Consider the following 18,398-nt stretch of genomic DNA (forward strand, 5'->3'; position numbering starts at 1 on the left):
TCAGGCTGACGAGGCGCGTCGCGCGCGACGGCTGTCGCGGCTGGCGTCGCTGACGTCAGTGCCGTCGTTGGCGTCGCGGGCATCACCGAAGAGCTCAGCGGGCTGGGCTCCGCTCACGACCGGGGCTGCCGGACGCCGCTGCTCCGCGAGCTTGCGACCACGCTTGACCTTCTTCTTGGTCTTGCGGGCGTCCCCGTAGCCATAGCCGTAGGTGTCGCCCAGCTTGGCCTTGGCACCGACGATGATGACGCCGCTGACCGGGACCTGGAACCGACCCACGAGCTCGGCGACCCGGTTGCCCGCGACCTCGGTGAGGCGGCCACTGCGGACGACGAGCATGAGCGTGTCGACCATGGGCAGGATGTCGAAGACGTCGCTGGCCTCGAGGAGAGGGGCGGTGTCGATGAGGACGATGTCGGCCATCTCGCGAGCCTCCTCGAGGAGGGACCCCATGCGGCTCGCCAGGGAGGCCGGGTGGGCGAGGCTCGTGCCGGCCGTGATGATCCGCACGCCCGGGACGCTCGTGGGACGCACCACCGCGTCGAGCGACCCGTCACCCGGGTCGGTGAGGTAGTCCGAGATCCCGGCGCCCTGCGGCACGTCGAAGACGTTGTGGATGTCGGGCGAGCGGAGGTCGGCGTCGAGCACGAGGACCTGCTGGCCGGTCTCGGCGAAGCTCGCGGCGAGGTTGGCCACGCTCGTGGTCTTGCCCTCGGAGGCGTGGGCGGAGGTGATCAGCACGAGGCGGGCGCTGTTGACCGCCCGTCGCGGCTCGGCGGCGGAGCGTCGCGGCGAATAGTCGCCCGGCAGGATCTGTCCGGTGGTGTGGGCGAGCGCCGTGCGGGCTGCTCGGTAGCCGTCCGAGTAGATGCTCAGCGGGTCCTCGAGGACCGCGAGCGTGTTGCGGTTGCGCTGCGACCGCTTGAGCCGCGGGACCTCGGCGACGATCGGCATCCGCAGGGCGGCGTGGATCTCGCCGCGAGACCGCAGTCGCGAGTCGAGCCGGTCGAGGATCAGCGCCACCCCCAGGCCGGCGAGCAGGCCGAGCAGGGTGGCGATGGCCGTGCGCGGGCCCCGCCCCGGCGGCACGACGAACCCACCGTCGGAGGCCGCACTGGGGATCGGTGTGGCGGGCTGGAGGATCGACAGGTTGGCATTCTCGGCGCCGGGTCGATCCGCCTCGCTAATGAACTTGACGGTCTCGTTGGCAAAGGCGTTGGCGACCGCGGCCGCCTGGTCCCCGTCCGAGGCCGTTGCCGAGACGGTCAGCGCCTGGGACACGGGGTCGGGAGTGACTGTGAGACCGGAGGCGAGCAACGCGGGGTCGCCCTCGAAGTCGACGAGGGCGGCAGCACGCTTGGGCACCTCGCCAGTCGTCAGGTACAGCGCGAGCCGGCCCAGGTTGGGTGCGCCCGTCTCGGAGTTCGAGGACCCCACGAGGATGGTCGCGGTGGCCGTGTAGGACCCGATCTTCACGGTCGTGTCAGTGCTCGCGGGCGTGACGAACCACGTCACGCCGGCCGCGATGGCGGTGCAGATGGCGATCACGATCCATCGGTGCCGGAACACCTTGATGTAGTCCTGCAGCGTCACGCCGTCACTTCCTGCCTGCAGCCATGTGCGTCCCCCCGCGTCAGCATGAAACGACACCTTCCGATCGGGGGGACAGTCCGCGCCCAACTCTATCCGTCGGACCCGCTCGGCACCGGGTCTTTGCCGAACAGTCGCGCTGGGGAGGTTCGTTTGCCAAGATGGCCTCTCGTCATCGTCGGACTCGGGGAGAGGTGTGTGTGACGGCCATGCGCATCGCCCACCTCACGACCATCGACATGAGCCTTGCCCTTCTCCTCTCGACCGAGCTCGAGGTGGACGTCGCCGCAGGTCACGAGGTCTTCGGCATCAGTGCGCCCGGCCGCTACGTCCCCCGGGTCGAGGCGCTCGGTGTCACGCACGTGCCGCTGCCCGCCCTCACCCGAGCCTGGGACGTGCGTCGTGACGCGGAGGCGTTCCGTGACCTCGTGCGGACCCTGCGTTCGCTCGACCTCGACGTCCTCCACACGCACAACCCCAAGACGGGCGTGATGGGCCGCATCGCCGGCCGACTGGCCGGCATACCGGTCGTCGTCAACACGTGCCACGGACTCTGGGCGCGCCCGGAGGACCGGCTGCGCAAACGGGCGTTCGTCTACGGTGCGGAGGCGCTCGCGATCCGGTTCTCGCACTACGAGCTGTTCCAGAACGCTGCCGATCACGACACGATGCGCCGCTTCCTCAAGCCCGGACGGCACGAGGTCGTGGGCAACGGCGTCGACCTCGAGCGCTTCCAGCCGGACCCCGAGGGCCGCCGCCGGGTCCGCCAGGAGCTGGGACTGTCCGATGACGACCTGCTCGTCGGAACCATCGGGCGCCGGGTTCGCGAGAAGGGCCTCGCCGAGTTCGCCGAGGTCGCCGCGGGGCTCGGGGACCGGGCGACGTTCGTCTGGGTCGGCCCCGAGGACGGGACGGACACGCTGACGACGGTCCCCCACGAGTCGGCGGTGCGCTTCCTCGGTGAGCGCTCCGACATGGCGGCGATCTACTCGGCACTCGACGTCTTCGTCCTCGCCTCGCACCGTGAGGGCTTCTCAAGGGCCTCGATGGAGGCGGCGGCGTGCGACGTCGCCATGGTGCTCACCGACATTCGCGGATGCCGCGAGATCGGCACCCACGACGAGCACGTCCTGCTCGTGCCGGTCAGCGACCCACCAGCCTTGGGGTATGCCGTGGAGCGGCTTCTCGACGACGCTCCCCTACGTGCCCGGCTGAGCGCCAACGCGCGCGAGCGCGCTTTGGGCCACTTCGACCAGAAGCAGATCGCGCAGAAGTCGCTCGACGTCTATAGAAGCGCTCGGGCCGGGTCAAGGTCACGTACGCGACGGGCCGGAACACCTGCGTAGACCCCGTTGGGTTCGCAGTCGTTGGCGACGACCGCGCCCGCAGCGATGATGCATCCATCATGAACGGTGACGCCCGGAAGAACCGTGGCGCGGGCTCCGATCCAGACGCCGTCACCAATGAAGATGTCTGCGGCCTTCGGCGCTCCTGCACGGCGCCCATCCCGCCCGATCTCGTGAGACGTCGTGAGCAGGAGGACCTCACGAGCGATATCGCAGCGTCGACCGATCCGCACCCATGCGTGCTGGTTGTCGATGACGACGAAGGGCTGGATGAAGGTCCCGTAGCCGACGATGAGCTTGCGTGACCCGATACGGACACCGGCTTCCACCCGGGCCGCCTTGTCAACGTCTGCGCCCACACACCGCAGTGGATAGTGGCGCAGCGGGCGTGGCAGAAGGACGGATGCGAAAACCGGTGCGGGAAGCGTGCGCCCGAAACCGGGCCAGAGACGACGCACTATTTTCACGCCACAGACACTACTGGCCAGACGACATGAGTCACCGAGGTTCCGCGCTGTTGCCCAAGACACCGCCGAGATGAATCGTCTCCCGTAGCATCGACGTGTGGGGCGAGAAGACGACGAGATGGTCAGCGTGATCGTGCCGGTCTTCGACATCGCGGAGTATCTCGACGAGTGCCTCGAGTCCGTGGCGGCGCAGACCTACCCGATGCTTGAGATCATTGTCGTGGACGACGGGTCGACGGACGGTAGCGGCCAGATCGCCGATGCATGGGCTGCCGGAGACTCGCGCGTTCGCGTCATTCACCAGGACAACGCCGGTCTCAGCGAAGCCCGGAACGTAGGCCTGCGTTCGTCAGGTGGTGAGTTCGTGACGTTCCTCGACGGAGATGACTGGTGGGAGCCTGAGTTCGTTGCCTCCCTCGTCGACGCTTTGCGGTCTCATCCCGACGCAGGGCTTGCCATGTCCTCCTACCGTCGAGTTCCCGGGGACGCGTGGATGGGTCCCTTCAGTGCCGTGACGCAGTTGAGCTCTGGCGCGGCCATCGAGCTGTTCGCCAGCGCGCATCACGCCATGCTGACGACTGCCTGCGCGAAGCTCTATCGTCGCGAGACATTGAGCACGATCGCGTTTCCGACAGGGCGACTGCACGAGGACGAATTCACGACCTACCGCGCGCTTCTCGGGACGAACGCGGTCGTCGTTCCTGCAGCCCTGTACAACTACCGCCAGCGCCCGTCCGGCATCTCGGCCTCCGCCCTCACGCCAGGCCGGCAAAGAGACGCCATCGAGGCAGCCGACGCTCAGGCCCGGGACTTCTTGGCAGCCGGGCACCTACGACCTGCTGCTTGGGCGCAGGATCAGGCTCTGAGAAAGCGGATACGACTCATCACCCTCCTCGATCATCTAGGGGACCGCCCAGGGTCTGGTCGCGAGACGACCGAACTTGCGCGCGCCGCCAGACTTGGCAGGGGCCTGCCACGCCCAGGCTCCATGAAGATAGCCCGCGCTCTGGCTCGTTTCTCCCCCAAGGCCGTGGTGCTCGCCTACCGCGTCAAGGGGCTAGCACGCCGAATCTCGAAAGCCGGACGAACACAGCCCGAGGGGTCGAACGCATAATGCCGAAACCGGCACGAGAAACAAGCAAATCCGGCGGTTGGTCGGCGCTCTGGCGGCTCGGGGCGGGACATCGTGGTCGGATCTCACTGCTTGCTGTCGCGTCCTTCGGCGCCGCCATGGTGGAAGCTGCATTCCTTGTGCTTGTGACTGGACTTCTTCTCGCGCTCACGAGCGGACGCGACGTCATCGGGCCGGTGGCGGGTCGCGATCTGAGTGTCTCGGTTGCGCTAGTGGCGGCGGCCGTGGGACTCGCCCTTCGGTTTGCACTGAACATGCTCACTCTTCGGCAGTCGGCCGCGCTCAGCGCCGCCGTTCGGACCAGCCAGCGCCGACGGCTTGCCCATGCCTATCTCGGAGCATCTTGGTCGGTTCACAACCGGGAGCCGTCTGGTCGCTTGCAGGAGCTTCTCACCTCGTTCATCTCACGGGTACTCGTCGCAGTTGCCGCCGCGATCCAGGGGCTCACAGCCGCGCTGAGCGTCGCCGCATTTTTGAGTGCCGGCCTCGTGATCCAACCTTTGGCGACTCTGGCCGTGCTGGCATTCCTCGGCATTCTGGCCGCCTTGCTCGGTCCGCTGCGCCGCGCCATTCACCGGGCCGCAGTTCGGTCAGGCGCGGCTGACCTTGAGTTCGCCACATCAGTGGCTGAACTAGGTGCCCTCGGACGGGAGATGCAGGTGTTCGGGGCACGGGCAGCCTTTCTCAAGAAGGTCGACCACCTGACTGACGTCGCCACCGAGAGACAGCACAGGGTCCAGGTGCTCTACGGCTCACTAGCGCCGACTTATACCTTCTTTGCCTATGGCGCTGTCCTGTTGGCGATCACAGGACTCAGTCTGGTCGACACTCGGGACCTCACCACGGTGGGCGCCGTCACTCTGCTTATGCTTCGCTCGCTGACCTACGGGCAACAGCTGGTGTCGGTACATGGCACCGTCGTCTCCGCGCTCCCGGCCATCGAGGAGGTGGACGACACCGCTCGTCGCTATGAGCGGCTTCCAGCTGCTGGAGGGACCGCGCAGCCGCAGTCATTGTTTCCAGTGGTGCTCAGGGCGGCAGGGTTCTCCTACGACGATTCCCGTTCGATCATCGACGCCGTGGATCTCAGCCTCGAGCAGGGCGAGATCCTTGGCATCATCGGGCCATCAGGCGCGGGTAAGTCAACGATGGCGCAGCTGCTCCTTGGCCTGCGCGAGCCGGACTCCGGCGAGATCACCGCGGGTGGAGTCCCCCTGAGCGAAGTTGACCGTGAGTGGTGGACCGACCGGGTTTCGTTCGTGCCGCAGGATCCCGCTCTGTTCACGGGCAGCGTGGCCGAGAACATCCGCTTCTTCCGTGAAGGAATCGATGACAGCGGCCTCACACGGGCGGCCCAACAGGCGAACGTTCTCGATGACATCAACGTGCTACCGCACGGGATGGACAACCATCTGGGCGAACGCGGCAGCGGGCTCTCCGGTGGTCAGCGGCAGCGCCTCTCCATCGCTCGCGCCTTGGCAGGCTCACCGTCACTTCTCGTACTCGACGAACCCACTTCCGCCCTCGATGGACTTAGCGAGATGCTCATCCGCGACACGATCGTCGGGCTCCGCGGTCGGGTCACCGTTGTGGTCATCGCCCACCGCATGTCGACCATCGACATGTGTGACCGCATCATGGTGCTCGAAGCCGGGAACGTCACTGCGCTGGGCACCCCGGCGACGCTCCAGGCCTCAAGTACGTTCTACCGGCGAGCACTTTCGACGGCCGGCCTCATCGATCTAGGCCACAGCGATGCTCAGAAGCCCCCTGTGACTGGGCGCACCACGTAGACGAAGGTCTCCCCCACAAAGTTCGCCTTACGTGCCCGTGCATTCAATCCGATTGTGGGTCGTCCAGCGACTCGGACAACGGCCTCTGGCCCCTGCGTCGCGAACCCCACCCGCCTCCGTCCTGTGCCACGCAAGCGACGACGAATACGGCGTGCAACATCTCGGAACCCGTTCGGACGTGTGTTCTCCGGACCGGTCGTCGAGGCCTCTGAGAGAACGAGACCGTGACGCTCGGCCAGCTCGGCGATACCGCTGGGGAATGCGAACATGATGTGGTCGACATTCTCCCAGCAGTCCCCGCGCTGCCCAGCCGCCACGCGGTGCGGAGCCCACGGGTTCGGTGTTGTGATGACGAGCTGTCCATCATCTGCCAGAAGGTCACGCGCAGCAGCGAACAGCATGTCGAGGGACGGGAGGTGCTCGATGAGCTCGCCTGCAACTATCACGTCGAACGGTCCCACGCTCGCTACTGGACCCAGTCCTTCACTCAGATCGTGGGCTACGACGTCGTACCCCGCGCGACGCATATGCTCCACGCCGTCTGGAAGCACGTCAACACCCAAGCAGCTCGACGCAACACCGGCGATCCGGCCGTGGAGCCAGTCCGGTGATTTCATTCGCTCGACATCGTGAGCCACACACCCGATGTCGAGCACTCGACGGCCGCGGCACCGGTCGAGGATGAAGTTGGTGCGGTCGTCGACCGGCGGCCGCCAAGCCTCCCTCAGCGTGCGCGATCGACGCAAAAGGGCGATTGGGTCATTCGGGTCATCTGCAAGGTCGCTCCACCTGGCCACAGCGACATCGGGCCCCGCAAGTGCGCCAGTGTAGGACTCAGATCGGCTGTGCTTCATGACCCTCCGCGCGTCGACAATGGTGCTGGCGCAATCGTAGGTGCTACCGGCGAGACTGTGCCCGTAACAGGGATCAGTGTGCGCAGGCACGTGGCACCGAACTTCGTTGAATCTCTCCTCTGAACTGGGACCGGCTGTACGGTTGCCGTACCGAACGGCAATACCGGTCAGGTCAACACATATGGGGGTGCACAGCTGTGGTCGGCGATGGCACTCAAGGTGGCGTCACCCTCGTCTACCGTGGTCAGCTCGAGATCGAGCGGTCCCGTATCGAGTTCATCCTCGCCAGCCTGTGCAAGACCTTCGATACGGTCGATGTACTCCATTTGTCTCCCGGCGTCGGCTCTAGCGAGACGGAACTTCGAACCTTCACCCGCTCATTCCCCAACGTGCGTCATGTCGCCTTTCTCGGGGCCTCCGCAGGGCGAGTTCGCGCCGCTCGTCGACGTCTGCGCGATGCCATTGCGCCCGACGCTCAAACCATCGTCGCGGTGGGCTTCAGCGTCTGGCCCTATGTCGCTGGCCTGCGCTGCCGAGCGTGGTTTCTCAACGGGATTCCGGACGAGCGCCTCCTCACCAACTCTTCCGTCGCGAGTCGCATGGTCGTCCTTGCGTCCTGGTTGGGCGCGAGGACCGTGACGAGTGAGCTGCATGTCGTGGTGTCACAGCCGATGGCTGCGATGGTGACACGGCGACTTCGCACCACACGGGTCGAGGTGGTCCCCAACGCCGTCGACCTCACGACCTACGAGTCCGACGAGCCTCAAGCGCCTGTGTACCTGACGTACCAAGGCGGCGGATCTCCGTGGCAGGGCCTTGATCGGTTGGCGGAGGTTTGGGCGGCCGCCCACGCGATGGACCCATCATTGCGCTTCCGGGTCATCAGTCGAGACCCCAGAACGCTGGTGCTGAGCACCGGCCTGCCCGAGAGTGCCATCGAGTGTGTCTCGTCGCCCGACGCGGTTGGTGTCTCGCGCCTACTCGCTGAGACTCGTCTCGGCTTCCTCTATCGCGCACCCAACATCGTTAACGCTGTCTCTTGGCCGATGAAGCTCGGTGAGTACCTCGCCGCAGGAGCCCCGGTCGTCGTCAGTGACTGTGGGTGGGACCTGGCGCCTCTCGTCGCAGATCACTCAGCCGGCCTCGTAGTGAGCTGGGATGACCCACCGGAGATCACAGCCGGAGCCATCGTCAGCTACTTGGCGGAGATCGGCGAACAACGACCTCCAGGTGTGAAGGCGGCGGCATTGGTACTCGGCGCCGATGGCTGGCAGAGCGCCGTGCGCGAGATGCTCGTCTCGAAGGCGTCAGGGGGTCCACGAGCCACGTGATCCCAGAGAGGCTGGATCGTCAAGCGTCCGAAAGAGTTCGGTGACCGCGACGCAGGTTCGGAGCCACCGTGGCTTTGAGTCGAACAGCTCCTCTGGCCCCCCAAACAAAAAGACTGGGGGAAACGGTCGAAATGAGGGCTGCGACCTTGTACAAACTGTTGACCTCCTGCGACCGCAAGAGGTGGACAACGTGACGCACCATGAACTTGCGGTGCTGCGCGTCATAACCTGGTTCGCGGCGCGCACCTGGACGAGAAGAGCCTTCAAGGACGCGCAAGGCGTGCAGGACGTACCCAACCGTCAGTCGTTCCTGGATCTCCTTTTGAGAAGGCCCTTGTCGGGCTGTGAAGTGAATGTTCGAGTCGAGCACCTCAAGGATGAAACCAGTCAGCAACTGTCGGTGCCCATACATGAGGCTTCCCGAGTGCTGACGATAGCCATAGTTGGCCGCGTCGGTCACCGCCACGACCGAAGCCTTGGCGAACAGACGGGGAAGGATCTCCAAATCCTCGAAGTCGGCGCCCGGACGGAAGCGAAGGTCCGAGAACAGACTCAAGGACATCAACTTTCCGCAAGAAGCAAACCCAATTCCTGTTCGCACGATCTGTGACAGGGCCTCGTATTTCTCTGCGCAACCAACCTGGCGAGGCTGCACGTATGCCGGCTCGCTACTGGCGTCGTCGAAACGCACCAGGTTGGCCAACACCAAGTCTGCTCCGTGTCGACGAGCCACCTCCACAAGGTGGCTGACGTGGCGCGACCCCAGAAGATCATCACCGTCCACGAACGTGACGAAGGACCCCCGTGCTACGTCCAACCCGCGATTGCGAGCTTTCGAAAGACCACCGTTGCGGCCGTGCAGAGTCGTCACCCGGGAGTCCCGTCGAGCCCATTCGTCGCAGATCTCTGGACACCGATCCTTCGAGCCGTCATCAACCAATATGATCTGCAGCGCCTGGTAGTCCTGGGCGGCGATGCTCCGCACGCACGCATCAAGGTGTGCCTCGACTCCATAGACCGGGACAATCACGCTCACCAGCGGCAAGCCTTCCCACTGGTCAGGCATCGACTTCGCTCACGATACGGCTCAGTCGTCCCCTGAATGTTTCCCCATCGAGGACCGAAAGGTCCCGATCCGAGGGCGAACGAGCCCCATCGAGCAGTTGATCGAAGTCGATTTCCCCGTCATCGTGAATCAGAATCACGCCCGGCTGAAGCGCCCCCTTGTTGCTGAAAACGCCGATCGGACGTGTCGCCACGGCCGGTGAGTACCGCAGGGCGTCCGCGGTGCTCCACCCAAACCCCTCGCTGAGGGAGAAGGACACATAGGCCGCAGACCGTTCATACAGGTGGCGAAGCACTTCGGGAGGCGCGTCCGTGACGTGATGTATCCGTGGGTGCTCGCGCAACTCCGCGGAGATGTCGAAACTAACTGTCGCTTGGCTGTGGCACCAGACGATGGGCAGCGGCGCCCTATCGGCTGCCCGCTTGAGATCCGCGACGCCCTTCACCGGGTCGTAGGGGTTGAACACGGTCAGAAGATATCGATCCGGCACAGGATCAGATGGTGCAAGGGCCCGCGAGGCGAGATCGAACACTGGAGGAGGAAGGAGAACGGATCGCACACCCGGGGGCACCAGACGCGAGTTGTCGGGTGCTTGCATGGCGATCGCATCGAACCGACTCGCGATCACGGGATCAACGACATTCCCGGACGGCACGAGGAGGCGAACGCCCGTCGATGCCGCTGGTGCGACATGGGCACCGGCAAGAAACTGGAGATACACGTCATATCTCCCGTTGAGCAATCGCCGCATGGGATTGACAGCCCGTTGGAGGACTCGCCCCTTGACGCCCGAGTCGTGACCAGCGCCCCACCAGCGCCGCTGCCCCGCTGACATGACCCTGACTTCCGGAGGCAGGTGTGACCAAGCTCCCCCGAGTCGACCGCGAACGACCACATCGGTCTCAAGGCCCGCTTCGCCGAGGGCGCGCACTATCGAGTACAGCGCCCGTTCAGCGCCGCCGGCGCCACCAAGCCACCCTGAGCTGATCAGAATCCTCTTCACTCAGTCCTCCTTCTGTCACGACTGGCGTCGGCGGAGGCACCGGGGGCGGCTCGATACCTTGCTCCAAGGCGTGCGTTATCCCAGGAACTCCTACTCATAGTCGATTCATCCTCACCAGCGCGCCGAGTGGGCGCAAGGTGGGGCCACTCGGACTGCACCCGGGACCCTCTCGTCATCTTGGATGGTCAGACATGACGTGCTCGTAAAGTCGATCGATCACAGCAACGTCGACCCGCGAGTCGAACTTTCGGGCGAACATCCTGTCTGACCCGATGAGCTCGGCGAAGTGAGACTCCCTCCAGGTGAGCGGGCTGCCATCGCCTGATCCGCGTTTGAAGTCCAACAAGCGCTGACTGCTGCGGTACGGCTGTTCGTAGTCAAACACCTTGTCTCGGAAGTCGGAGTTCCAGACAGCAGTCTGAACGTAGAACTCCGTGGGGATAAATGCCTTCTTGAACATTCGACGAATGTCGGCTTGTTCGTTCACCATATGGGCAGCCAGTGCGGCACTGATTGACCACCAGTCGCTACCATATTTCAGTTCGGCTCCGAAGCCTTGAGTTCGATCTACCCCACTCCTCCTTTGAAGTGCCAGAAGGCCCTTGCGCGCGCGGGCGTAGGTACTGCGCACCGACCTGTGAGGTGACCTGAATAGTCTGTTGAAAGGGTAGCGGTAGGCGACCCATGAGTGAGCATACGCAGGCAGGTCGCTGAAGGCGACGAACTCTCGGCCCTCGTGTGCCTCAAAGAACTGGTGTATTTCACCGCAAGCCCTCAGGGGCAAGTCAGAGTCCGAAAGAAGGTGCAGGTAGATATAGTCTCCGCTTGCCAACGCCAACCGCATCATCGCCAAGACGCTTTCCACTTGCGAGAAGTCACCCCAATACACCTTCCTCCTGGGCAGCAAAACGACTCGCGAGTGATGACACAGGGCCACGAACCTAGCGCCATCGAACCCTTTGGCCTTTTTGTCTACATGCAGGTAGATGTCGTTTCTTTCATCGTCAAGCATGCGAACGAGCTTCTCGAGCACGTAGAAGTCGTCGTAGGCGGCTATGAGGAATGCATGACGTGCCATCAGCCAACTCCATCTGACATCAACTGTTGTCCCGCGGTACGCGTACTCACAGGCCCGTCCGGCCGTGTTTGATTGAAGACCTCCGAGATGCTCGCTCGTCGTCGACCTGGCGCCCCAGTTCTGGGCCCCTTTGGGGGCCGCGAACCCCACCGTACGGCAAGCGCGCAGCCAGAACACCGGTGATGCGCAACCCCACCGCGCCATCACCTCAGCGCCCCAGTCTCGGCGACATTCCGGCACCTGTGACGGCTTGAGCGAGTAACTTGAGACCACTGAAGCTCAGCCGCTGCATTCCGACCGTGTGTGTGATTCCGCACCGGAGCCGCAAGCGGACAACGGGAGGCACGGCGTGACGGTTCGACTGGGTACCTTTGCCAAGATTTTGAGGAACCCGGCGCGCCAAACGCACGCCGGCGCAGTTTTTGGGTTTGCCAACTCCCTGTCATCTCTCGTTCGCCTCTACGGAGGCACCGACAAGCTCACGCACGGTTACACCGCGTATTACGAGAAGCACTTGGGCGCGCGGCGATTCGAGAGGATGCTGGTTTTCGAAATTGGCGTAGGAGGTTACGAGAGTCGAACGCCCGGAGGCTCGCTAGCGATCTGGCGCGACTACCTGCTTCGGTCAAGGATCGTTGGTCTTGACATCGAGGACAAGGCAGTCAACCTCGGAAAACGGGTTACCTTCGAGCGTGCCGACCAAGGCAATGCGGACCAGTTGCGCGTGGTCGTCAGCCGACATGGTGTGCCGGATCTCGTGATCGACGATGGCTCACATTTGGGGTCTGACATTCGACGATCCTTTGCTTGCCTCTGGCCAAATATGCGAGCAGGGAGTGTGTACGTCATCGAGGATTTGTCGACCAGCTATTATTCGTCCTACCAAGGCGGCGATCCTGCTCCGCCGACCTCTGCCGTTGGTCTGCTGCAGGAGCTCGTCGACAGCGTCCAAGCGCATGACAACACTTTTCAGCGCTTCCCCGAGTGGGGTACGCGGTCCGCGCCCCAACACGCCGATGTTCACGAGCTCCATGTTTACCCCGGTATTGCCTTTCTGGTCAAAGGTTGACCAAGCCCTCGGACTTGATCGAGCGGAGGGTCACAGGCGGAGGTCTGAGTCGGACTTGTCGAGGATGTACTTGAGGTCGTAGAGCACGTGGCCGTTCGGGTCCCCGAAGGCGCGGATCTGCTCGGCGCCCATCTCGACGAACTCACGGTGCCCGACCGCGATGACGACCGCGGAGTACGACCCGAGTTCGGGCTTGTCGACGAGGTCGATCCCGTAGTGCTTGCTGGCTTCCTCGGCCCGCGCCCAGGGGTCGTGGACGTCGACGGCCACCTCGTACTCGGCGAGCTCGTCGAGGATGTCGACGACGTGCGAGTTGCGCAGGTCCGGGGTGTTCTCCTTGAAGGTGAGACCGAGGACGAGGACACGAGCGCCGCGGACCGGGATGTTCTCCTTCGTCATCCGCTTGACGAGCTGCGAGGCGACGTAGGAGCCCATCTGGTCGTTGAGGCGTCGCCCGGCCAGGATGATCTCCGGGTGGTAGCCGACGGCCTGCGCCTTGTGGGTGAGGTAGTAGGGGTCGACACCGATGCAGTGACCGCCGACGAGGCCGGGGCGGAAGCCGAGGAAGTTCCACTTCGAGCCGGCGGCCTGCAGAACCTCCTCGGTGTCGATGCCGAGGCGGTTGAAGAGGATGGCGAGCTCGTTGATGAGCGCGATGTTGACGTCGCGCTGCGTGTTCTCGATGACCTTGGCGGCCTCCGCGACACGGATCGACGAGGCACGGTGCGTGCCCGCCGTGATGATCGAGGCATAGAGGTCGTCGACGAAGTCCGCCGCCTCGGGCGTGGACCCGGAGGTCACCTTGACGATCGTCGGGAGACGGTGCTCCTTGTCGCCGGGGTTGATCCGCTCGGGGCTGTAGCCGACGAAGAAGTCCACGTTGACGAGGAGCCCGGACAGGTCCTCGAGGACCGGGACGCACTTTTCCTCGGTCGCGCCGGGGTAGACCGTGGACTCATAGATGACGACGTCACCGGGCAGCAGGACCTTGGCGATCGTCTCGGTGGCGGAGAGCACGGGCGAGAGGTCCGGCTGCTTCGCGTCGTCGATCGGGGTCGGGGTCGTGACGATGAAGACGTTGCAGCTCGCGATGTCAGCGGGGTCCTCGGTGAACCGCAGTCCGCCGGCAGACGCGAGCTCCTCGTCACTGACCTCGAGGGTGTAGTCGGTGCCGGTGCTGAGCTCCTTGACGCGGGCACCGTTGATGTCGAATCCGACGACGTCCATGATCTTGCCGAACTCGACGGCGAGCGGCAGCCCGACGTAGCCGAGGCCGACCACGGCGAGCCGCACGCCGCTGGGGAGCGCCGGGAAGGCCGGGGCGAAAGTGGCTGTGGCCTTGGTGAACGTGGTCATCGTGAACCCCTCTGTGAGGCGTCGCGGGCGGTCCCGCTGACACCGAACTCTGCGAAATCGTGGTCGGCGTGCTCGGCGAGCACGTCGGAAGGCTTGACGTGGGGCACCGACACCTGCGTGATGAGCGGGTGTGCGGTGGGGCTGCCGCTCTCGGCAGCGCTGAGCAGGACCTCGTGGAGCTTCTCGCCCTCGCGCAGCCCGGTGAAGCTGACGCGCAGGTCCTTGCCGGACTCCTCGATGAGGCGGCGGGCGACATCGATGATGCGCACCGGCTCACCCATGTCGAGGACGAGGACGTCACCGGGGTGGCCGATGGCCGAACCCTGGAGGACGAGCTCGCACGCCTCCGGGATGGTCATGAAGAAGCGGCTGACGTCCGGATCCGTGACGGTCACCGGACCGCCACGCTCGATCTGGGCGCGGAACGTGTCGAGGACCGACCCACGGGACCCGAGCACGTTGCCGAAGCGGACCGAGAGGAACCGCAGTCCGGACTCCGCGGCATACCAGGCGGTGAGTCGCTCGGCGACGCGCTTGGTCTGTCCGAGAACGCTCGTCGCGTCGGCGGCCTTGTCGGTGGAGATGTTGACGAAGTGCTGTACGCCGTTGGTGGCGGCGCACTCGAGGACGTTGAGGGTGCCGAGGACGTTGGTCTTCCATCCCTCCTCGGGGAAGCGCTCGAGCATGGGCAGGTGCTTGAGGGCGGCGGCGTGGAAGACGACCTCCGGAGCGAGCCGGCTGAAGACCGCGCAGACGGCCTCCTTGTCCCGGATGTCGCAGAGGACCGTGTCGTCGGTGTCGAGCAGCCCGTTGCCGTCGATGGAGAGCTGGGCCGCGTGCAGGGCCGACTCGTCGCGGTCGAGGAGGATGAGCTTGGCCGGGCCGAGCTGGCGCACCTGACGGGCCAGCTCGGACCCGATGGAGCCGCCTGCCCCGGTGACCATGACCACCTTGCCGTTGATGTGCTCGGCGATGCTGGAGAGGTCGGTCTCGATCGGGCGGCGGCCGAGCAGGTCGGCCACGTTGAAGGCGCGCAGCGTGTCGAGCTCGAGGCGCCCGGCGATCATCTCTCGCAGTGGCGGGACGACGACGAGGTCGAGGCCTGCCTCGGTGCAGTGGTCGGAGACCTTCTGGATGAGCTGGGGGCTCGCCTGGCTGATGGCCAGCACCACGGTGTGAGCCCCGGTCGCGTGGGCCGCCCTCACCAGGTCGCTCCCCTGACCCAGGACGCGGTATCCGCGAACGCGCCGGAACCGCAGCCGAGGGTCGTCGTCGATGAAGCCGACGATGGCGTAGGGCGAGTCCGGCGAGCTCTCGACGAGGCCCGCGAGCTGGTGACCCGCGTCGCCGGCACCGTAGATGAGCGCCGGGACTCCCGAGGTCTCAGCCTGACGGCGGGAACCCCGCGTGCGGGACACGCGGTGGGCCCAACGGCCGGCGGTCATGAAGAGGAAGGCCAGCGCCGGCATGACGAACGCGATGCCGCGCGAGAAGAGCGGCGCGGTGATGTAGAAGGTGGCGCCGAGGACGACGCTGATCGCGATGACGAGCTGGCCGAGCGAGGTGACCTCGTCGAAGCTGCCGACCTTGGACCGGCCGAGGTAGAGGTGGGTCCAGAAACCACCGACGACCTGGAGCGCGATGGCCAGGGCGACATAGGTCCACGCGATGACCCACATCCGGTCGCTCAGCGAGAACTCGTGCCGCACGAGGAGGAAGCCCAGGAGCGCCAGCAGCCAGGACCCTGCGTCCCACCCGATCATCACTGACCGTCGAGCGAAGATCTGCGACCTCGACATCTAGCACCCCTGGAAAGCCTGACGATTCGTCAACTCCTGACGACGTCACCGACGCTAGGTCGGTGCCAGACGGCGCGAGACGCGAACTCGTAGAAGTCCGCCCAAGGGACAAAAATCATGGCCACACTGACTAGTCACGGCTAGTGACAACGGGTCAGAGGCTCCGCTGGACGACCTTTCCGGCGATGACCGTCACGGCGACCTGGACCGAACGCAGGTGCGCGGCGACGGCCGCACCGCTCTCGCCGGCGGCGTGAGGGTCGGAGTCGAGGAGCACCAGATCGGCCAGGCTGCCCACCCCGACGGCCCCGGCCCCGTCGAGGCTGCCCGCGAGCGCCTGGGAGACGCTGATCGTCTCGGCGGCGTTCCACTCCTCGCGCTCATCGCCGGTGCGGTGGACCGCGGCAGCCATCGCCTCCCAGGGATCGAGCGTCGCGACCGGAGCATCCGAGCCGAGGGCAAGCGTCACGCCGGCGTCGAGCATGGACGCGAGCGCGAAGCACCGGTCCGCCCGGTCGGACCAGCACTGGTGGGTCACGTCCCGGTCGTCGAGCAGGTGGGCCGGTTGGACGCTGGCGACCACGCCTAGGGCAGCCATCCGTGCGACATCGGCCGGTGCGACGAGCTGGGCGTGCTCGATCGATCCGTGAGCACCGGTGTGCGAGAACGCATCCAGCGCGATCCCCACTGCCGCGTCGCCGATGGCGTGCACCGCGACGTCGAGGCCGTTGGCCGTCGCGAGGGTGAGGAGCTCGTCAAGCTCCTCCGGTGAGTTGTTGGCGCGCCCTCGTGGGAACTCGAGGACGTCGTCGCCCAGGTAGGGGTCGTGGCAGAACGCGGTGCGCGTGTTGAGTGACCCGTCGCTGATGATCTTGAGCGGTCCCATCGTGATGAGCCCCGCCCGGTCGAGGACGTCGCCACTGCGACGACCGGCGGCGATCGTGTCGCCCAGCCCCGCGGCATACGTCGCGGTCCGCACCCGGACCACGGCGAGACCGGAGTTGGAACGCTCCACCCAGTCGGTGGCGTTGTCGGCCCACTCGAACTCCCGCACGCCGACGACGCCGCGACGCACGGCGGCGTCGAGAACCTTGGCGTATGCCGTCCGCCTGCCTTCCGCAGTCATCGTCGCCTCGTCGAGCCGGGCGCAGACGGGGAACCAGTCGTTCTCCTCGAGCACCCCGTCGCGCGGCGGCACGTCGAACAGGCGCAGCGCGGCGGAGTTGAGCCAGCCGTTGTGCGCGTCGCCGCTGATGAGGACGACGGGTACGTCGCCACTGACGGCGTCGAGCTCGGCGACGGTGGGCTGCCGCGCCCAGCTCGCGGTGCGGTGCCCGAATCCCTGGATCACGGTGTCCGGTGCTCCCCCGCGGCGTGCACCGACCGCGGCCTCGACGAGGCGGACGGCGCCCTCGGGGCTCGTCGTGGACGAGAGGTCGAGCCGCCCCGCCGTCGCGGCCCACTGGCCGAGGTGGACGTGCTGGTCCCACAGGCCTGGGAGGAGCCAGCGCCCCTCGGCGTCGAGCACGTCGTCGTCGTGGTCTGGACGCAGCCGGGGCGCGACCTCCACGACGCGTTCGCCGACGATGCGCACGTCGACCTCGCGAGCGGGGGCGGGGGCGTAGCGGGAACCATCACCAACCGGGACGATGCGCGCCCGGCGAAGCACCAACGACGTCATCGCGGAAGCGTAGGGCCTGATGCCATGTGCCCCTTCGGGTGGGTGCTGCGTTGGCTCATGCCGTGGGCAGGGTGAGGATCTCCGCTCCACCGTCGGTGATGGCGATCGTGTGCTCGCTGTGGGCCGTCCGACAACCCGTAGCGCTCCGCAGCGTCCAGCCGTCGTCATCGGTGACGAGCTCGTCGGTGTCGGCCATGACCCAGGGCTCCAGAGCAAGGAGCAGCCCCGACCGCAGCTTGTAGCCGCGCCCGGGCTGCCCCGTGTTCGAGACGTGCGGGTCCTGGTGCATCGTCGACCCGACGCCATGGCCACCGAACTGGAGGTTGACCGGGTAGCCCGCCTCCGTCAGGACGACGCCGATCGCGTGCGAGATGTCCCCCACCCTCGCGCCGGGCCTCGCGGCAGCGATCCCGGACCGCAGCGCCCGCTCGGTCGCGTCGATCATGGCGAGGTCCGTGGCCGAGGGTGAGTCGCCCACGACGAAGCTGATCGCCGAGTCGGCGACGATGCCGCGGAGGGAGACCGCGAGGTCGAGCGAGAGCAGGTCGCCGTCTGCCAACGCGTAGTCGTGCGGCAGGCCGTGCAGGACAGCGTCGTTGACCGAGGTGCAGATGTAGTGGCCGAAGGGACCTCGCCCGAACGACGGCGCGTAGTCGACGTAGCAGGACTCGGCTCCCGCCTCGAGCATCATCGACTTCGCCCACTCGTCGATCTCGAGGAGGTTGGTCCCGACCCTGGCGCGCTTCTTGAGCGACTGCAGGATGTCGGCGACGAGGGCACCAGCCCCCCGCGCCCGGCCCAGCTCGGTGGTGTTCAGGATCTCCATCATGCAG

At 65.8% G+C, this 18,398-nt stretch carries 16 protein-coding genes; 6 read left to right on the forward strand and 10 right to left on the reverse strand.

Going from position 1 to position 18,398, the window contains the following annotated elements; translation table 11 throughout:
• Positions 1 to 1,593, reverse strand: a complete 1,593-nt coding sequence (locus ACZZ98_RS01100; protein WP_463514559.1) for an AAA family ATPase — start codon at positions 1,591 to 1,593, stop codon at positions 1 to 3.
• Positions 1,594 to 1,799: 206 nt separating this feature from the next.
• On the opposite strand from ACZZ98_RS01100, the gene ACZZ98_RS01105 reads away from it, so the two are divergent.
• Positions 1,800 to 2,936 carry a glycosyltransferase family 4 protein gene (locus tag ACZZ98_RS01105; protein WP_463514560.1) on the forward strand — a complete coding sequence of 379 codons (1,137 nt, stop codon included), beginning with the start codon at positions 1,800 to 1,802 and terminating at the stop codon, positions 2,934 to 2,936.
• Here the strand turns inward: ACZZ98_RS01105 and ACZZ98_RS01110 are convergent.
• A complete protein-coding gene (locus ACZZ98_RS01110) occupies positions 2,876 to 3,106 on the reverse strand; it encodes an acyltransferase (RefSeq protein WP_463517701.1) in 231 nt (76 codons plus the stop codon). The two genes, ACZZ98_RS01105 and ACZZ98_RS01110, sit on opposite strands and share 61 nt — an antisense overlap.
• Between ACZZ98_RS01110 and ACZZ98_RS01115 the strand changes: the two genes are divergently transcribed.
• The 3 genes from ACZZ98_RS01115 to ACZZ98_RS01125 all read left to right on the forward strand — a co-directional run bounded on the left by ACZZ98_RS01115 (position 2,996) and on the right by ACZZ98_RS01125 (position 6,328).
• Positions 2,996 to 3,241 (forward strand): hypothetical protein, encoded by a 246-nt coding sequence (locus ACZZ98_RS01115; RefSeq protein ID WP_463517818.1) that lies wholly within the window; start codon positions 2,996 to 2,998, stop codon positions 3,239 to 3,241. The genes ACZZ98_RS01110 and ACZZ98_RS01115 overlap by 111 nt on opposite strands.
• A 259-nt stretch (positions 3,242 to 3,500) precedes the next feature.
• A complete protein-coding gene (locus tag ACZZ98_RS01120; RefSeq protein ID WP_463514561.1) occupies positions 3,501 to 4,517 on the forward strand; it encodes a glycosyltransferase family 2 protein in 1,017 nt (338 codons plus the stop codon).
• Complete coding sequence (locus ACZZ98_RS01125) at positions 4,517 to 6,328, forward strand: ABC transporter ATP-binding protein (protein WP_463514562.1); 1,812 nt, start codon at positions 4,517 to 4,519, stop codon at positions 6,326 to 6,328. The genes ACZZ98_RS01120 and ACZZ98_RS01125 overlap by 1 nt, the downstream gene beginning before the upstream one ends.
• Here the strand turns inward: ACZZ98_RS01125 and ACZZ98_RS01130 are convergent.
• Complete coding sequence (locus ACZZ98_RS01130; RefSeq protein WP_463514563.1) at positions 6,295 to 7,182, reverse strand: class I SAM-dependent methyltransferase; 888 nt, start codon at positions 7,180 to 7,182, stop codon at positions 6,295 to 6,297. The two genes, ACZZ98_RS01125 and ACZZ98_RS01130, sit on opposite strands and share 34 nt — an antisense overlap.
• Before the next feature lie 197 nt (positions 7,183 to 7,379).
• On the opposite strand from ACZZ98_RS01130, the gene ACZZ98_RS01135 reads away from it, so the two are divergent.
• Positions 7,380 to 8,513, forward strand: a complete 1,134-nt coding sequence (locus ACZZ98_RS01135; RefSeq protein WP_463514564.1) for a glycosyltransferase — start codon at positions 7,380 to 7,382, stop codon at positions 8,511 to 8,513.
• A 19-nt stretch (positions 8,514 to 8,532) separates the two neighbouring features.
• On the opposite strand, the gene ACZZ98_RS01140 is transcribed toward ACZZ98_RS01135, so the two are convergent.
• The 3 genes from ACZZ98_RS01140 to ACZZ98_RS01150 all read right to left on the reverse strand — a co-directional run bounded on the left by ACZZ98_RS01140 (position 8,533) and on the right by ACZZ98_RS01150 (position 11,660).
• Positions 8,533 to 9,579, reverse strand: coding sequence for a glycosyltransferase family 2 protein (locus tag ACZZ98_RS01140; RefSeq protein WP_463514565.1), 1,047 nt, complete (start codon positions 9,577 to 9,579; stop codon positions 8,533 to 8,535).
• Positions 9,572 to 10,582, reverse strand: coding sequence for a glycosyltransferase family protein (locus tag ACZZ98_RS01145; protein WP_463514566.1), 1,011 nt, complete (start codon positions 10,580 to 10,582; stop codon positions 9,572 to 9,574). The genes ACZZ98_RS01140 and ACZZ98_RS01145 overlap by 8 nt, the downstream gene beginning before the upstream one ends.
• A 172-nt stretch (positions 10,583 to 10,754) precedes the next feature.
• Positions 10,755 to 11,660, reverse strand: a complete 906-nt coding sequence (locus tag ACZZ98_RS01150; protein WP_463514567.1) for a beta-1,6-N-acetylglucosaminyltransferase — start codon at positions 11,658 to 11,660, stop codon at positions 10,755 to 10,757.
• Positions 11,661 to 12,009: 349 nt separating this feature from the next.
• On the opposite strand from ACZZ98_RS01150, the gene ACZZ98_RS01155 reads away from it, so the two are divergent.
• A complete protein-coding gene (locus tag ACZZ98_RS01155) occupies positions 12,010 to 12,729 on the forward strand; it encodes a hypothetical protein (RefSeq protein WP_463514568.1) in 720 nt (239 codons plus the stop codon).
• 30 nt (positions 12,730 to 12,759) lie between these two features.
• Here the strand turns inward: ACZZ98_RS01155 and tviB are convergent, their stop codons facing one another.
• The 4 genes from tviB to map all read right to left on the reverse strand — a co-directional run bounded on the left by tviB (position 12,760) and on the right by map (position 18,394).
• Positions 12,760 to 14,085, reverse strand: coding sequence for a Vi polysaccharide biosynthesis UDP-N-acetylglucosamine C-6 dehydrogenase TviB (gene tviB, locus ACZZ98_RS01160; protein ID WP_463514569.1), 1,326 nt, complete (start codon positions 14,083 to 14,085; stop codon positions 12,760 to 12,762).
• Complete coding sequence (locus ACZZ98_RS01165; protein ID WP_463514570.1) at positions 14,082 to 15,884, reverse strand: polysaccharide biosynthesis protein; 1,803 nt, start codon at positions 15,882 to 15,884, stop codon at positions 14,082 to 14,084. Before ACZZ98_RS01165 ends, tviB begins: the two co-directional genes overlap by 4 nt.
• Positions 15,885 to 16,038: 154 nt before the next feature.
• Positions 16,039 to 17,565: an amidohydrolase gene (locus tag ACZZ98_RS01170; protein WP_463514571.1), complete on the reverse strand. Its 1,527-nt coding sequence runs from the start codon at positions 17,563 to 17,565 to the stop codon at positions 16,039 to 16,041.
• 55 nt (positions 17,566 to 17,620) lie between these two features.
• Positions 17,621 to 18,394 (reverse strand): type I methionyl aminopeptidase, encoded by a 774-nt coding sequence (map, locus tag ACZZ98_RS01175; protein ID WP_463514572.1) that lies wholly within the window; start codon positions 18,392 to 18,394, stop codon positions 17,621 to 17,623.
• Positions 18,395 to 18,398 lie beyond the last annotated feature (4 nt).

The sequence above is a fragment of the Knoellia sp. AC549 genome, from assembly GCF_979258975.1.

What these genes read in the sequence shown, in the direction of transcription:
- ACZZ98_RS01105 (WP_463514560.1), top strand. Translation starts at nt 1,800, where the DNA reads ATGCGCATCGCCCACCTCACGACCATCGACATGAGCCTTGCCCTTCTC.
- ACZZ98_RS01115 (WP_463517818.1), top strand. Translation starts at nt 2,996, where the DNA reads ATGAACGGTGACGCCCGGAAGAACCGTGGCGCGGGCTCCGATCCAGAC.
- ACZZ98_RS01125 (WP_463514562.1), top strand. Translation starts at nt 4,517, where the DNA reads ATGCCGAAACCGGCACGAGAAACAAGCAAATCCGGCGGTTGGTCGGCG.
- ACZZ98_RS01130 (WP_463514563.1), bottom strand. Translation starts at nt 7,182, where the DNA reads ATGAAGCACAGCCGATCTGAGTCCTACACTGGCGCACTTGCGGGGCCC.
- ACZZ98_RS01140 (WP_463514565.1), bottom strand. Translation starts at nt 9,579, where the DNA reads ATGCCTGACCAGTGGGAAGGCTTGCCGCTGGTGAGCGTGATTGTCCCG.
- ACZZ98_RS01150 (WP_463514567.1), bottom strand. Translation starts at nt 11,660, where the DNA reads ATGGCACGTCATGCATTCCTCATAGCCGCCTACGACGACTTCTACGTG.
- tviB (WP_463514569.1), bottom strand. Translation starts at nt 14,085, where the DNA reads ATGACCACGTTCACCAAGGCCACAGCCACTTTCGCCCCGGCCTTCCCG.
- ACZZ98_RS01165 (WP_463514570.1), bottom strand. Translation starts at nt 15,884, where the DNA reads ATGTCGAGGTCGCAGATCTTCGCTCGACGGTCAGTGATGATCGGGTGG.
- ACZZ98_RS01170 (WP_463514571.1), bottom strand. Translation starts at nt 17,565, where the DNA reads ATGACGTCGTTGGTGCTTCGCCGGGCGCGCATCGTCCCGGTTGGTGAT.
- map (WP_463514572.1), bottom strand. Translation starts at nt 18,394, where the DNA reads ATGATGGAGATCCTGAACACCACCGAGCTGGGCCGGGCGCGGGGGGCT.